The organism is Rhizobium sp. BK529 (genome assembly GCF_014194105.1).
GTDB lineage: Bacteria > Pseudomonadota > Alphaproteobacteria > Rhizobiales > Rhizobiaceae > Rhizobium.
This window is the reverse complement of the sequence record NZ_JACIAU010000004.1, coordinates 144068-159457: the sequence shown is the minus strand read 5'-3', so window position 1 is coordinate 159457 and position 15390 is coordinate 144068. Positions and strand designations below refer to the sequence as shown.

Below are 15390 nucleotides of genomic sequence, written 5' to 3'. Positions count from 1 at the left end.
AGGCGGCCTTCAGGCCGCTTTTTTTGCGGAATGAGCTGCTCCTTATCGCCGCGAATGTTGCAAAACCAAGACAGGCCGTATTTCACCACCTGTCTTGATTGATTTAATTCGCGAAAATTCGGTATCTCAGAACCCGGTGCCGCCGCGCAGTTCGGACAGTAGCGTGCGGAACATGATCTTCATATCCAGCCAGATGCTGAAATTTCTAATGTAATAAATATCGCTGGCGATGCGCGCGCGCGCCTCTGCAGGGCGTTCCGTCGGACCGCGCCAGCCACGCGTTTGGGCGAGACCGGTGATACCCGGCCGCATCAGATGGCGATAATGATATTCCGGCACCAACTCCTCGTAGAGCATGCCGGCGGCGCGCATGTTGATGGCATGGCAGCGGGGACCGACGAGCGACATATCACCCTTTATGACGTTGAGGAGCTGTGGAAGCTCGTCGATGTTGGTCTTGCGCAGGAAGGCGCCGATCCGCGTCAGGCGCCGATCACCCTTGACAGTCTGTTCGACGCCGGTCGGATCGCAGAGATCCGACCGCATGGAGCGAAACTTATAGACCGTGATCTTGCTACCCTTCAGGCCCCAGCGAATCTGCCGGAAAAATACCGGCCCACCGTCATCGAGCACAATGAGAAGCGCGATCGTCAGAAAAACCGGAAGCAGGATGACCGACGCGCTCGTGGCACCGAAAATGTCGAAAGTTCTCTTCAGGCCGAGCTGAAGTCTCTTCCGGCCACCCAATGCGGCAAAGCTTTCGGGCTGGCGAATATTGGAATTCGCTGCATCGAGAGCTTTCATCTTCACTGTTTTTGCAGAGAAGGCCGTATCTAGAAGCTTCGAATTGAACACATTCATTAAGCAACGTCCGTGGAAATACTCGCCTATTGCGTCGCGCTGGCACAAATACATGGACGAGCTCGATTTGTCACCCGCTTCGTTAGTATTTTCGTAACCCTAAAAGAGCCAAATTAGGGAGTATTTGCCGATATCTTTATGATATTTTTGAGGGGTTGAAAATTAACTATATTGAGTAATAGCTGAATTACTACGCGTTATGCGTGCGGCGCGCCGTATTACCGGCAACTCAAGAAGAAAGTAGCTGAAGCTTGCGAGAAGAAAAGTGACCGCCGTCGCAAAGACGCAGCCGGTAAGCCAGTCGCGTACCGGATCGTCTTTACCGATGCCGAATATGGCGGGAGAGATCGTCTGCAGCGAGGTCAGAACGATGTCCTGCCAGATATAGATCCCGAATGAAATGGTGGCCGTGAAGCGTGTGAAGGCATTGTCGAGTAATGCTGCAAGCAGCACAGAACGCGAAAGGGCCAAAAGGGCGACGGCGGTCAGAACTGGAAACATCGGAAAGGCGTAGGGAATTCCGAGCCATCCGTAGGCATCCCAAGGTCCGCCTGTCGAAAGCGGCAGCAACAGGCCGGCTGCGGCAAGACAGGTCAACGCGATGATATCGAACCAGATCCGACGCTTTCGCGGCAGCAAGGTCTGGATGCCGGCTGAGAGCGCACCGAGCGCAAAAACGGCGAAGAAGCCGATGGGATTGTAGTTGGGCATCCACTCCTTCGCTCCGCCCTGCATGCCGTATTGCCAACCACGCTCAATCTCATCGGGAAGGGAAAATATCCGGAAAGCTTCATGGGCGAACAGCGTCACAACAATCATGCCAAGCCAGGCAAGCCGCGTGACGGGTGGAGAGCGGCGGCTTTCTGGAATAGCGAAAAGCCAGAGGAAACAAAGCGGCAGCAGCACATAGCTCGTCACTTCGAACGATATGGACCAAAGCGGGCCGTTCCCTTCGACAGGAAAGAAAGTACGCCAGTGCCATTGGCTCATAAAGCAAAGGCCGCTGGCATAGCGCAGAGTAAGTTCCGGTGTCAGCGCATGACCAAGTAACGTGATGCTGACGATGAAGCCCGCCGTCAAAGCTACCCAATAGCCGGGTACGATGCGGGCCGCGCGGCGTAGCGCATAGATGCGCAGATCGGGCATGGTATCGCCAGCATCAAGGGCGTGCCAGAACGGTAAGGCCAGCAAAAAGCCGCTGAGGATGAAGAAGATGGCGACGCCGAAATTGCCGAAGCGCAAGGCGGTCAGTATCGGTCGCAATCCTTCGCCGAGCTTGGTTAGGTCGATGCGCAGAATGAGATGATGGGTGAGTACCAGCAGGCAGGCGGCTGCACGCAAGAAATCTGCTCCGGCCACCCGGTCCTGCTGCTGCATATCATTCCCTCGCTCCTTGCCGGACTTTGCAGCGGAAAGCTGCCGCCGGCAAGGGCAGGATCATCTTAACCAAGCAGATCGTTGGTGTAATAGGCGGAAAAATCTGGCTTTTCCTTCAGCGCCGCGCCGTTCGCGTCAAGCAGGATGCCATGATCGAACAGGAAGGTACCGATTGCTTCTGCCTTGGCCGGATCGATGGTACCGATTGCGCCGTTTTCGCCCTTAAGGAAATGCCCCTCGACCAGTGCCTTCTGCGATGCCTTGACAAGGTCGGTATTGAGCAGTGCGCCGTTGCTACCCGCAATCAGCAGGTTGCAGGCCTCATCCGGATTATCGACCGAAAAGGCGTAACCCTTGAGTGTCGCCTGAATGAAGGCGCGGGCATTTTGCGGATTGGCTGCAAGATAAGCATCGCTGGAGGCGATTGCGGTCGTCTGCTCATCAGGAATGCCGTAATCGGTATAGCGCCAGCGGCCGACCTGCCGCTTTTCAAGCTGGGCGGCAATGCCTTCCCAAGTGTAGATCTCCAGCGTGAAATCCACCGCGCCGTTATCGAGCGCCTCATAGGCCGAGGTGCCGAGCGTGACGGCCTGGAATTTACCCTTGCCGCCGTCGTTGCGGATCATCGAGGAAACCAGCGCCTCTTCCCAGGCGCCGCCGAAGCCACCATAGGTCTTTCCGTCGAGATCTTTCGGGCTCTTGATGTCGTCGCGACCGCCCTTAAAAATCAGTCTGCCGGTTTCCGTCTGTACCACGGCATAGACGAGCTTCACATCCGCCCCGGCGACGCGCTGGGTAAAAGTCTCGATTTCTCCGCAGATGCCAAAATCGGCAACTCCATTTGCGACGAGAGTACCGGCGCTGGTGTCTGCATAGGGCAGAATCTCGACGTCGAGGCCCACGGCTTCATAAAAACCTTTGGCCTTGGCGACATAGATGCCGATGTGATTGGTGTTCGGTGTCCAGTCGAGCGCGATACGCACCTTGGCAGCGGACTGGGCCAGGGCGGCGCTGCCGGCCAGGCTTGCGGCCATGGCGGCAAAAAGGGTCTGTCGGCGGGTGAGAAGCATTGTGACCTCCTCAGGTTCTTTGCGGATGCAGCAGTGTTTGAAGAATTTCCATTTCGATCGCCTGAGCGGCCGGGGAGCCGATATCGGCGAGGGTGCGCGGCCTTTTCAGCGGCACCTCGAATTCCCTGACCACGGTCGCCGGGCGGGCGGAAAGCACATAGATGCGGTCGGACAGGAAAACGGCCTCCCGCACATCGTGGGTAATCAGCAGGGCCGTCCAGCGGTGATCGGTCCACATATCCTGCAGCCATTCCTGCATCTGGGTGCGGGTCAAGGCGTCGAGCGCCCCGAAGGGCTCGTCGAGCAACAGCATGTCCTGCCGCTGGATCACCGTGCGCAACAGAGCTGCGCGCTGGCGCATGCCGCCGGAAAGGGCGGCGGGATAGTGATTTTCGAAACCGGCAAGGCCGAAGCGCTCGAAGAGCGGGGCAGCAACGGCGCGCGCCTGGCTGCGTCGCATGCCGTGCACTTCCAGGCCAAGGATCGCGTTGTCGATGACGCTTCGCCACGGCATCAGCGCATCGCGCTGCGGCATGAAGGCGAAGGCATGTGCCGCTTGCGAAAGCGGGGTGTCTTCAAAGAGAATGTCACCTCCATCGGCGAGCAGCGCCTGTGTCAGCAGCCGGAGGATCGTCGACTTGCCGGAGCCGGATGGGCCGACGATCGAGACGAATTCACCTCTGGCAATATGAAGGGAAATGTCCTTCAGCACCTCCATGCCATCGAAGGACTTCGAGACATTCTTGAGTTCGAGCATCCCGCTCATCGGCGCTTCTCCGGAGGGGATTGCCAGGGCATGACGAAGCGCTGTGCCGCCAGTGTGAGGCCGAAGAGGCAGAGCGTCAGGAGAGCACTGACGATGACGGCGGCGAGCACAAGATCCGGCCGGAAATTGTTTTTGGCGTTGAGAATATAGATCCCGAGGCCACGGGCAGCGCCTGCATATTCGGCGAAGATGGCGCCAACCACGGCATAGGTGATCGAGATGCGCAGGCCGGCGAAGAAAAAGGGCATGGCGGAGGGAAGCCTCGCCAGGCGGAAGATGCGCCAGCGGCTTGCCTTCATCGAGCTCAGAAGCTCAGCAATATCCCGGTCCGTCGATTCATAGCCCTGCAGCAGAGCGACGAGCAGCGGAAAGAAGGTGACGAGGGCCACGAGCAGAAGTTTAGGCAGCAGACCGAAACCGAACCAGAGCACGACGAGAGGCGCGATTGCGACCAGTGGCAGCGTCTGGCTGACGATAAAGAGCGGCAGCATCGCGCGGCGCATGAAGGGTACGAAATCCATCAGAACTGACGAGGCAAGGGCGAAAGCCAGCGACAGGGCGAAACCGCCGAGTGTTGCGCTGAGCGTGGGCCAGGTATTGTCGAGCAGTGCCTGTCTGTTCAACCAGCCCTGCGTGATGATGCGGGAGGGCGAAGGCAGGATGGAGGGCTTGATGCCGGAGAGATCGACATAGATCTCCCAGATGGCGAGGAAAGCAAACACGGCAAGAATGGCGGGCAAGGCCCGCCTCAATGGCGCGAATGTCGATTCCGGTTTCGGTAAGGTCATTGCCGTCAGGCGTCTCAGGCTTTGCTCGGGCTGTTAGCGGATACCGTGATATCCAGCGTCACATGGCCTTCAGGATCGCCGAAGCGATAGAAGGCTTCATGGATGGTCGCGAAGATCGCGCCGGCATCACCACGCAGCTTGGTGCAGAAATTCTTGGAGCGGTCGAATGTGCCCGAACGCTTCAGGAAATCGATGCAGCCGTAGATCTCGTCCATGTGGGTGCCCGTTCCCATAACATAGAGAGAAAATTGGGCGACCGTCGGCTGCCCAGTCACAGTGGTGTCTCTGACCGCTGCGATTGCAGCTTCCACCCGCTCGGCGAGGGGTTCGGACCGGCTGAAAGACAGGCCGGCGCCGCAGATCGCATCATCCGGCCCGCCGGGGCAACCACGCGAGATGGCCGCCGACAAGACACAGTGCTCGCCGCTTGCCGCAGCCGAGACGAAAAGGTCGCACATGGCGGCAAACAAGACGTCGGGCGGGCCGACCATCAGCGTGGAAATATCGTCCGTCTCGATGCGAAGGCGATCGCGATAGGGATCGAGAGCCTTGATCGCGTCTAAGATGATGCCGACGAAATTGCCGGACATCGGATATAGAGACACTTGTGCGCCGGAAAACATTTAAACCTCGCTCCGCTGGCATTACCCAGATCAGCTTTGAAGGGTCCGGAGGCATGCGCCTCACATCTCAGCCCCGACAATACGGAGCTCCCCTGTGAAATTGTGGCGGAAGCTAGCACCGGGTGGCCCCTACCGCAACCGTAAAATTCCTATCCGGCTACACCGTCGGTACGAAGGTGCTGACTAAGCCGTCTCGGCCCACATTAATATTGTAGGCTATCAATCTATCCAGGCAGCTCCGTGGTCGAAGCTCGGAGATGCCTCGGGTGCGAAAGGGAAACACCCGGACGGAGGTCCTGTCCGGGTGTCCAGCCGGTTCCGTACCTGCCAGAAACGGAACCAGATGTCGTCGTCTCAGGCGGCTGCGCCGGCATAAGGACTATCGTTGCGGGCGGCGATTAGCGCCTCGGTCCACCATTGCAGCTGGGCCATCATGCGCGCGAGCCGGCGCAGGGCATCTTCCGGATCGTGAAGCCGGCCTTCATCGTCGAAACGGCGCCAAGGTGAATTGAAGCTCACGGCATCGCAAATTGTGACGGCGTGGAGCTCGGCAAAGACGAGGCGAAGCTGCTCGACCGCCCGCAGCCCGCCGGACACGCCGCCATAGCAGACAAAGGCAATCGGCTTGCCGTGCCAGGGCTCTGCGAAGAGATCGATGAGGAACTTCAGGGAGGCGGTGAAGCTGTGATTATATTCCGGGGTGACGAGAATGAAGCTATCGGCCCGGTTGAGATGGTCTGCCAGCCGTCTCGCCTCCGGATGATGCGGTATGTGCTCTCGCGGGAGCGAAAATGCCAGTGGGTCGATGATGTCGATTTTGAATTGCGGAAAGCGGGCCAGCTCTCTTGCAAGCCATTTGACCACCCGCTCGCAGATGCGTCCCTCGCGCGTGCTGCCGTAGATGACGGCAAGCCTCATGGGCTCCTGCATATATAGCTCCTTTTCACGTCGCTTTACGGCCTCAGGAGCGCAGTCTATAAAACCTCAACTAATATTGAGGTCAATAGGTCATGCAACAGAATCCGACATTCTCCTTGAGCAAGCTTCTGACAGTGGGTGAGGTGGCAGAGCGCAGCGGACTTGCGGTTTCCGCCCTGCATTTCTATGAGGCGAAGGGGCTGATCTCGAGCATCCGTACTCGCGGCAACCAGCGCCGCTATGGTCGCGATGTGCTGCGGCGCCTTGGTATCATCAAAGTGGCGCAGCGCGTCGGCATTCCGCTTGCCGAAATCCAGACTGCGTTCGAAACCCTGCCGCAGAGCCGCACACCAACCGTCGAGGATTGGCAGAGACTGTCGGCGCTCTGGAAGAACGATCTCGATGCCCGCATCAAGCGGCTGAGCCTGCTGCGCGATCATCTGACGAGCTGCATCGGCTGCGGGTGTCTCTCCATCGACGCCTGTCCGCTACGCAATCCTTTCGACATACTCGGCAAAGAAGGAACTGGTGCACGGCTTCTGGACCCGGATGTGTAGGCCGCTGGGCTTTCTTTTGGCCGATCTCCTCATATGTTAAGGCCGAATGGCGCAAGCAGCGGGGCCGGTCCCGCAAAGAGGAGAGCTTCGTGTTTCATCCCAAACTGTTCGAGAACCGCAATGTCGTTGTAACGGGCGCCGGCCGGGGTATCGGCCTGGAAATCGCCCGCCAGTTTCTCGATTGCGGGGCACGCGTTCTCGTCCACACCGGTCGCGGCGGAGAACGCGAACTGCCGGATTTTCTCCTGACGGCCGAATCGGAGCGCCGCGCCCTGCTGCTGCCGGCGGATTTCCTGCATCCGGGCGGCGCGGCAAAGTTCGCGGAGGAGGCGCTTGAATTCTTCGATGCCGTGCATGTCCTAGTCAACAATGCCGGTACGATGCACGGGCGTTTTCCGGCCGGAGAACTTACGGATATCGAGTACGAGACTATCGTGCGCCTCAACCAGACGTCGGTGGTGGAGTTGACGCGGGCTCTGCTTCCCGCGCTGCGGGCGGCGCAGGGTGCTGCCATCGTCAATACGGTTTCGATTTCGGCGTCGACCGGCGGAAGCCCTGGTTCTGCAATCTATTCCGCGTCGAAGGCTTTCGTTGCGACCTATTCCAAGGCGCTCGCCCGGGAGCTCGCGCCCGACGGTATTAGGGTCAATTGCGTCTCGCCAGGAACGATCGATACCGATTTCCATGCACGCTATTCATCGCGCGAAAAACTGGAACAGGCCCGCAAGTCTATCCCTCTGCAACGGCTCGGAACAGCGGAGGATTGTGCGCCAGCCTATCTCTTCCTGGCGGCTCCATCACTCTCAGGATATATCACCGGTCAAGTCTTGGAGATCAATGGCGGCCAGCTTATCTGCTGATTTGCTTGGACTTTTTTTGGTATTTCGTGACATTTGACCAATTCGCTTCTGCGAATATGATATTGTTCTGATCTACCTTATTACCTCCTTCCGAGAAGCAAATGCCATTGCCTAAACCGAAGCTGGGTATGACCGGCCAGGACTTGCAGAAGCTTGCTGACAAAGCCCACGAGGCGAGTGATCTCCTGAAGGCGTTAGCCCATCAGACACGACTGCTCATCCTCTGCATCCTGTCGGAAGGGGAAAAGACCGTCGGTGAGATCGAGGATATCCTTGGTATACAGCAGGCTATGGTGTCGCAGCAGCTTGCGCGGCTGAGGCTCGAAGGCCTAGTCAATACGCGGCGGGAAGGGCGGCTCGTCTATTACAGTATGGGCAATAAGAGCGTTCTGGATTTCCTCGAATCGCTTTTCAGTCTCTTCCAGGTTGCCGAGAAGAGCTGAGCCCGCAGACCTTGCGAAGCCGCCGACAAGCCGCAAAGATAGGCCGTGTCCCGAATTCGGTAGGGAGGCCGAATGATCGACAAGCTGGAATTCTTCATCGCACTTGCCAACGAGAAACATTTCGGTCGTGCGGCAGAGGAATGCGGTATCTCTCAACCCACGTTGTCGGCCGCCATTCGCCAGCTTGAAGATCAGCTTGGCGTTATGCTGGTACAGCGCGGTTCGCGCTTTCAAGGATTGACGCCGGAAGGACAGCGCGTGCTCGAATGGGCGCGGCGTATCGTCGGCGATACGCGTACCATGCGGGAGGAAATGCGCGCCGCGCGCAGAGGTCTTTCCGGCCATCTGCGTCTGGCTTCCATCCCGACCGCGCTCGCCATGTTGTCTCGGATCACCACCCCGTTCCAGGAACGGCATCCCGACGTCACCTTCTCCATCGTCTCGCGCAATTCGCTGCAGGTACTGAGCATGCTCGAAAATCTCGAGATTGATGCCGGGATTACCTATCTGGAAAATGAGCCGCTCGGGCGCGTCACGTCGGTGCCGCTCTACGCGGAACGCTACAATCTCATCACAGCCGCCGGCAGTCCGCTCTCGGATCGCGAGAGTGTGACATGGCGTGAAGTGGGCAATCTTCGGCTTTGTCTATTGACGGCCGACATGCAGAATCGGCGTATCATCAACCGGCATTTGACCGAAGCGGGGGCGACAGTCCATCCGACGCTTGAATCAAACTCGATGATCGTCCTCTTCTCACATGTGCGAACGGGCCGCTGGGCAAGTATCATGCCGCATAACGTCGCGAAATCATTTGGTTTTCCCGTTGAGATCCGGATGATTCCCATCGTCGAGCCTGAGGCCCACCATCTCGTTGGCCTCGTTGCTCCCTATCGCGAGCCCTTCACGCCGCTCGTCTCCGCCTTGTTGCATGAAGCAAGAAGACTCGTCGAAGATGCGGAACTTTGATAGAAAAAAACTATCAAGCAACGAGACTGCTTTATTGATTGCAATCTTCTTCCCTGAGACAGTTCCATAGAAATCGTAAGGACATGGGGAGGTTTTGCGGTTTCCTGACTATGCAAGCCGTAGGGAGGGCTGCTGATGAACATACGGATCGCCGAGGGCGATATTGCCGAGCGTGTTCGCTCGATCGTCGCCGGTCTTCGTTCCCTCGAAGGTCCGTTGCTTCCAATCCTCCATGAGATTCAGGACGCGTTCGGCTATGTGCCGCAGGCGGCCCTACCGGTCATTGCAGATGAGCTCAATATATCCCGTGCCGAAGTCCACGGCGTCGTGACCTTCTACCATGATTATCGCGACCACCCTGCCGGCCGACATGTGCTGAGGCTCTGTCGTGCCGAAGCCTGCCAATCGATGGGCGGCGCCGCGCTGGCCGAGCGAATCAAGGCCCTGCTCGGCATCGATTTCCACCAGACGACCCCTGACGGCAGCGTCACGCTGGAGCCTGTCTATTGTCTCGGTCTCTGTGCCTGCGCGCCATCCGCAATGTTCGACGGCGAAGTGTATGGCCGCCTAGATGATGAACTGGCGGCCGAACTCGTCGAGGAGGCACGCCGATGACCGTCAAGATTTATGTTCCGCGCGATGCTGCGGCGCTGTCACTCGGGGCCGAGAAAGTGGCAAAGGCGATTGCCCAAGAGATCGCTGCCCGCGGCCTCGATGCAACTGTCATTCGGAACGGCTCGCGCGGAATGTTCTGGCTCGAACCGCTGGTCGAGATCGAGCTTTCCGGAAAGCGGATCGGCTATGGGCCGGTCAAGGCGAAGGATGTTGCCGGTCTCTTCGACGCGGGATTGATGAAGGGCGGAGCACACGCGCTCTGTCTTGGGCAGGTCGAGGACCTCCCATTCCTGAAAGGCCAGACCCGTCTCACCTTCGCCCGTTGCGGCATTATCGATCCGCTTTCGCTCGAGGATTATGAAGCCCATGGCGGGCTTGCGGGTCTTCGCCGTGCGGTTTCGATGCAACCTGGAGATATTGTCAAGGAAGTCATCGATTCCGGTCTTCGTGGTCGTGGCGGCGCAGGTTTTCCGACGGGCGTCAAATGGAAGACGGTGCTTGATGCGCCTGGCCCTCGCAAATATATCGTCTGCAATGCAGATGAAGGTGACAGCGGTACATTTGCCGACCGGATGATCATGGAAGGTGATCCCTTCGTGCTGATCGAAGGCATGGCGATTGCCGGGCTTGCAACCGGTGCCACGAAAGGCTTCGTCTACATACGTTCGGAATATCCGCATGCCATTGCCACGATGACCAAGGCGGTGGAGGTTGCCCGCAAGACAGGTATTCTCGGCGCCTCGGTGTTCGGCTCGGGCAAGGCATTCGACATGGAAGTCCGGACGGGTGCGGGCGCTTATGTCTGCGGCGAAGAAACGGCGTTGCTGAACAGTCTTGAAGGCAAGCGCGGCGTCGTCCGCGCCAAGCCGCCGCTGCCGGCGCATAAAGGCCTGTTTGACTGCCCGACCGTCATCAACAATGTGATTTCGCTCGCCTCTGTGCCTGTGATCCTGGACAAGGGGGCTGCCTTTTATCGCGATTTCGGCATGGGCCGGTCGCGCGGCACTATTCCGCTGCAAATCGCCGGCAACGTGCAATATGGTGGCCTCTATGAAACCGCCTTCGGCCTTTCGCTCGGCGATATCGTCGAGAAGATTGGCGGCGGTACCGCATCCGGCCGGCCGGTAAAGGCGGTGCAAGTGGGCGGGCCGCTTGGCGCCTATTTTCCACGAGCGCTCTTCGATACGCCTTTCGATTATGAAGCCTTCGCCGCCAAGGACGGGCTGATTGGCCACGCCGGCCTCGTCATCTTCGACGATACAGCGGATATGCTGAAGCAGGCTCGCTTTGCGATGGAATTCTGTGCGGTGGAAAGCTGCGGCAAATGCACGCCCTGCCGCATCGGCTCGACACGCGGCGTCGAAACGGCCGACAAGATCGCGCAGGGCATCGAACCGGAAAAGAACCGCGAACTGCTCGCCGATCTTTGCAATACGATGAAATTCGGTTCGCTCTGTGCGCTCGGTGGCTTTACGCCCTATCCTGTCGTGAGCGCCATGACGCATTTTCCTGAAGATTTTGCTCCGACTCCTCTTATCGAAGCGGCGGAATAGACGATGTCTCTTGTTCACGAAATCGATTATGGAACGCCGGTCTCGAAATCCGAGACGATGGTGACGCTGACCATCGATGGTCGGCAGGTGACGGTTCCCGAGGGAACCTCGATCATGCGCGCCTCGATGGAGGCCGGCATTGAGGTGCCGAAGCTGTGCGCGACCGACATGATTGATGCCTTCGGTTCCTGCCGCCTCTGTCTCATCGAAATCGATGGCCGCAACGGAACGCCTGCCTCCTGCACCACGCCGGTGGCGTCAGGTATCATCGTCCACACGCAGACCGAGCGCCTGAAGAATATCCGCCGCGGCGTCATGGAGCTCTACATCTCTGACCATCCGCTCGACTGTCTGACCTGCGCGGCCAATGGTGACTGCGAGCTGCAGGATGTGGCGGGTGCCGTTGGTCTGCGCGACGTGCGTTACGGCTATGACGGCGACAACCACGTCAAGGCTCGAAACAATAGCGAGATCAATCTGAAATGGATGCCGAAGGACGAATCCAACCCGTACTTCACCTTTGATCCGTCAAAGTGCATCGTCTGTTCCCGCTGTGTGCGTGCCTGCGAAGAGGTGCAAGGCACCTTTGCGCTGACGATCGAGGGACGCGGTTTCGATTCCTGCGTTTCCCCCGGCATGCATGAGCAGTTCGTCGAGTCGGAATGCGTCTCCTGCGGCGCCTGCGTGCAGGCCTGCCCGACGGCGACGCTGACGGAAAAATCGGTCATCCGCATCGGCCAGCCGGAACATTCAGCCGTCACCACCTGCGCTTATTGCGGCGTCGGCTGTTCTTTTAAGGCGGAAATGCGCGGCGAAGAGCTGGTGCGCATGGTGCCGTGGAAGGATGGGCAAGCCAACCGCGGCCATTCCTGCGTCAAGGGCCGCTTTGCCTACGGCTATTCAACCCATAAGGACCGCATCCTCAATCCGATGATCCGCGAAAAGGTGACGGATCCCTGGCGCGAGGTGACGTGGGAGGAGGCCTATGCGCATGTCGCTTCCGAGTTTCGCCGCATCCAGTATCAGTATGGCCGCGATGCAATCGGCGGCATTACGTCGTCTCGCTGCACCAATGAAGAGACTTATCTTGTCCAGAAGCTGGTCCGTGCCGGTTTCGGAAACAACAATGTCGATACATGCGCTCGCGTCTGCCATTCGCCGACAGGCTATGGACTGGGTCAGGCTTTCGGCACCTCGGCCGGCACGCAGGATTTCGACAGTGTCGAGCAGTCCGATGTCGTCGTCATTATCGGCGCCAACCCGACCGATGGTCATCCGGTCTTCGCTTCGCGTCTCAAGAAGCGGCTGCGGCAGGGCGCCAAGCTTATTGTCATCGATCCGCGTCGCACCGATATCGTTCGCTCGCCGCACGTCGAGGCCTCCTTCCATCTGCCGCTGAAACCCGGCACTAACGTCGCTGTTATGACAGCGCTGGCGCATGTGATCGTGACTGAGGGGCTTTTTAACGAGAAGTTCATCCGTGAGCGCTGCGACTGGTCGGAATTCGAGGACTGGGCCGCTTTCGTCGCCGAGCCGCAACACAGCCCCGAGGCCGTGGAGAAATTCACCGGTGTCAAGCCGGAAGATGTGCGCGGCGCTGCCCGGCTCTATGCGACCGGCGGCAATGGCGCCATCTATTACGGTCTCGGCGTGACCGAACACAGCCAGGGCTCGACGACCGTCATGGCGATCGCCAACCTCGCCATGGCGACCGGCAATATCGGTCGTCCCGGCGTCGGCGTAAACCCGCTGCGTGGCCAGAACAATGTGCAGGGCTCTTGCGACATGGGTTCCTTCCCGCACGAGCTTCCGGGTTATCGTCATATCTCCGACGACGCGACGCGCGATATCTTTGAAAAGCTCTGGGGCGTGACAATCAGCAATGAGCCGGGCCTGCGCATCCCGAACATGCTGGATGCTGCCGTCGACGGTTCATTCAAGGGCATTTACATCCAGGGGGAAGACATCCTCCAGTCCGATCCGGATACCAAGCATGTCGCCGCCGGTCTTGCCGCCATGGAATGTGTCGTCGTGCAGGATCTTTTCCTCAATGAGACGGCGAACTATGCGCACGTCTTCCTGCCGGGCTCGACCTTCCTGGAAAAGGACGGCACCTTCACCAATGCAGAACGCCGTATCAACCGTGTGCGCAAGGTCATGACGCCGCGCAACGGCTATGCCGACTGGGAAGTGACGCAGAAGCTGGCGCAGGCGATGGGCCTCGACTGGCACTATGCGCATCCGTCCGAAATCATGGACGAGATTGCCGCGACGACGCCGAGTTTCGCTTTGGTCTCTTATGACTATCTCGAAAAGATCGGCTCGGTTCAGTGGCCGTGCAACGAAGCGCATCCGCTCGGGTCGCCGATCATGCATGTGGATGGCTTCGTGCGCGGCAAGGGCAAGTTCATCCGCACGGAATATGTGGCGACCGACGAGCGCACCGGTCCGCGCTTCCCGCTGCTTCTCACCACGGGCCGTATCCTCAGCCAGTATAATGTCGGGGCGCAAACGCGCCGTACCGACAACGTGATCTGGCATGCAGAAGACCGGCTGGAGATCCATCCACACGATGCCGAACAGCGCGGCATCCGCGATGGCGACTGGGTAAAGCTCGGCAGCCGCTCGGGCGATACGACGCTTCGCGCGCTGATCACCGACCGCGTGGCGCCCGGCGTCGTCTATACGACCTTCCACCATCCGGATACGCAGGCAAACGTGATTACGACAGACTTCTCCGACTGGGCGACGAACTGCCCGGAATACAAGGTGACGGCAGTCCAGGTCTCGCTCTCTAACGGTCCGTCCGACTGGCAGATCGAATATGACGAGCAGGCTCGCCAGTCTCGCCGCATCGCCGAAAAGATGGAGGCTGCCGAATAATGATTGCGAGGACGACCCGCATAGCAGTGAAGGAAGTCGTCCGCAAGGGCGGCGTCATGATGCGCGGCGAGCGTATCGTGCCCGAGGAAGTGCCGATCGCCTTTTCCTATGGCGGCAGTTCGCATGCGGTCATGATGGGCACGCCCGCCGATCTCGAAGATTTTGCTGTTGGCTTCAGCCTGACGGAAGGCATCATCACTGACCGCAGCCAGATCGCCGGTATCGAGCTCATCGAAGACGAGAAGGGCATCGATATCCAGGTGACGCTTGTCGACGATGTCGAAGATGCTTTGAGGCGGCGGCGGCGCAGCATGGCGGGACCTGTCGGTTGCGGCCTTTGCGGCATTGAATCGATCGAGCAGGCAGTTCGCACCGTGCCAGACGTTTCCAACGCCGAGATGTCGCTGTCGCATGCCGATATCGTGCGGGCGATTGCATCGCTCAACGAGTCCCAGCCGCTGCATCGCGAGACGCGGGCGGTTCATGGGGCGGGTTTCTATGTTTCTGGCAGGGGACTGATTGCCGTTCGTGAGGATGTCGGCCGGCACAATGCGCTCGACAAACTCTGCGGCGCAGTCGTTCGGGCAGGAGAGACGGGCTCTTCCGGTGCCGTCGCCGTCACCAGCCGCCTCTCCGTCGAAATGGTCCAGAAGACGGCGATCCTCGGCGCGCCCGTATTGATCGCCATTTCCGCGCCGACGGCACTTGCCATCGGCACTGCCGAGGAAGCCGGCATGACGCTTGTCGCCCTCGTGCGCGGCGAGGATTTCGAGATTTTCACCCACCCGCATCGTCTGTCGCCCGGAAACATTGCCGATGTCGCATGATACCAAGACCAAGCTTGTTTATATGGCAAACCAGATCGCAACCTTTTTCAAGACGCAGCCCGAAAGCGAAGCTGTGCAAGGGGTTGCGACGCATATCAATAAATTTTGGGAGCCGCGCATGCGGCGGCAACTCTTCGAAATCCTGGAAAAGGAAGATAACAGCCTCGACGCACTCGTGCTGAAGGCGGCGCCCCTGATCCGGAAACCGGAGCCGGCAGAACAGCCACTTCGATAAACCGACATTGGTGGGCGGTTCTTCGGGTTGCTGACCAAAGGCTATCAT

At 59.0% G+C, this 15390-nt stretch carries 16 protein-coding genes and 1 riboswitch; of the genes, 9 read left to right on the top strand and 7 right to left on the bottom strand.

The window, feature by feature from the left end:
- Window positions 1-126 precede the first annotated feature (126 nt).
- The 7 genes from FHX08_RS23565 to FHX08_RS23535 all read right to left on the bottom strand — a co-directional run bounded on the left by FHX08_RS23565 (window position 127) and on the right by FHX08_RS23535 (window position 6415).
- Complete coding sequence (locus FHX08_RS23565; protein WP_184327703.1) at window positions 127-861, bottom strand: sugar transferase; 735 nt, start codon at window positions 859-861, stop codon at window positions 127-129.
- 162 nt (window positions 862-1023) lie between these two features.
- Window positions 1024-2238, bottom strand: coding sequence for an acyltransferase family protein (locus FHX08_RS23560; protein WP_132655668.1), 1215 nt, complete (start codon window positions 2236-2238; stop codon window positions 1024-1026).
- Between the two features lie 65 nt (window positions 2239-2303).
- Window positions 2304-3308: an ABC transporter substrate-binding protein gene (locus tag FHX08_RS23555; protein WP_132655666.1), complete on the bottom strand. Its 1005-nt coding sequence runs from the start codon at window positions 3306-3308 to the stop codon at window positions 2304-2306.
- A gap of 10 nt (window positions 3309-3318) precedes the next feature.
- Window positions 3319-4074, bottom strand: coding sequence for an ABC transporter ATP-binding protein (locus FHX08_RS23550; RefSeq protein ID WP_132655664.1), 756 nt, complete (start codon window positions 4072-4074; stop codon window positions 3319-3321).
- The gene (locus tag FHX08_RS23545) at window positions 4071-4862 is read right to left on the bottom strand and encodes an ABC transporter permease (protein WP_132655662.1); all 792 of its coding nucleotides are present in this window, start codon (window positions 4860-4862) and stop codon (window positions 4071-4073) included. The genes FHX08_RS23550 and FHX08_RS23545 overlap by 4 nt, the downstream gene beginning before the upstream one ends.
- A gap of 14 nt (window positions 4863-4876) precedes the next feature.
- Window positions 4877-5485, bottom strand: a complete 609-nt coding sequence (locus FHX08_RS23540) for a YkoF family thiamine/hydroxymethylpyrimidine-binding protein (protein ID WP_132655660.1) — start codon at window positions 5483-5485, stop codon at window positions 4877-4879.
- Window positions 5476-5589, bottom strand: a riboswitch (TPP riboswitch). Its footprint overlaps the gene before it by 10 nt.
- Before the next feature lie 250 nt (window positions 5590-5839).
- Window positions 5840-6415 (bottom strand): NADPH-dependent FMN reductase, encoded by a 576-nt coding sequence (locus tag FHX08_RS23535; protein WP_132655658.1) that lies wholly within the window; start codon window positions 6413-6415, stop codon window positions 5840-5842.
- Between the two features lie 80 nt (window positions 6416-6495).
- Between FHX08_RS23535 and soxR the strand changes: the two genes are divergently transcribed.
- From soxR to FHX08_RS23490, 9 genes are all read left to right on the top strand, one after another.
- Window positions 6496-6960 carry a redox-sensitive transcriptional activator SoxR gene (gene soxR, locus FHX08_RS23530; RefSeq protein ID WP_132655656.1) on the top strand — a complete coding sequence of 155 codons (465 nt, stop codon included), beginning with the start codon at window positions 6496-6498 and terminating at the stop codon, window positions 6958-6960.
- Between the two features lie 89 nt (window positions 6961-7049).
- Window positions 7050-7820, top strand: coding sequence for an SDR family NAD(P)-dependent oxidoreductase (locus tag FHX08_RS23525; protein ID WP_132655654.1), 771 nt, complete (start codon window positions 7050-7052; stop codon window positions 7818-7820).
- A 101-nt stretch (window positions 7821-7921) separates the two neighbouring features.
- Window positions 7922-8263 (top strand): helix-turn-helix transcriptional regulator, encoded by a 342-nt coding sequence (locus FHX08_RS23520; protein ID WP_132655652.1) that lies wholly within the window; start codon window positions 7922-7924, stop codon window positions 8261-8263.
- A 72-nt stretch (window positions 8264-8335) separates the two neighbouring features.
- Window positions 8336-9229 (top strand): LysR family transcriptional regulator, encoded by an 894-nt coding sequence (locus FHX08_RS23515; protein WP_132655650.1) that lies wholly within the window; start codon window positions 8336-8338, stop codon window positions 9227-9229.
- A gap of 135 nt (window positions 9230-9364) precedes the next feature.
- Window positions 9365-9844, top strand: coding sequence for a formate dehydrogenase subunit gamma (locus tag FHX08_RS23510; protein ID WP_132655648.1), 480 nt, complete (start codon window positions 9365-9367; stop codon window positions 9842-9844).
- On the top strand, window positions 9841-11397 hold the full coding sequence (locus FHX08_RS23505; protein WP_132655646.1) for a formate dehydrogenase beta subunit: 1557 nt from the start codon (window positions 9841-9843) through the stop codon (window positions 11395-11397). Before FHX08_RS23510 ends, FHX08_RS23505 begins: the two co-directional genes overlap by 4 nt.
- 3 nt (window positions 11398-11400) lie before the next feature.
- The gene (gene fdhF / locus FHX08_RS23500) at window positions 11401-14280 is read left to right on the top strand and encodes a formate dehydrogenase subunit alpha (protein WP_132655644.1); all 2880 of its coding nucleotides are present in this window, start codon (window positions 11401-11403) and stop codon (window positions 14278-14280) included.
- Between the two features lie 56 nt (window positions 14281-14336).
- Window positions 14337-15107, top strand: a complete 771-nt coding sequence (gene fdhD / locus FHX08_RS23495; RefSeq protein WP_409527418.1) for a formate dehydrogenase accessory sulfurtransferase FdhD — start codon at window positions 14337-14339, stop codon at window positions 15105-15107.
- A complete protein-coding gene (locus FHX08_RS23490; protein ID WP_132655640.1) occupies window positions 15097-15342 on the top strand; it encodes a formate dehydrogenase subunit delta in 246 nt (81 codons plus the stop codon). The genes fdhD and FHX08_RS23490 overlap by 11 nt, the downstream gene beginning before the upstream one ends.
- Window positions 15343-15390: the final 48 nt, after the last annotated feature.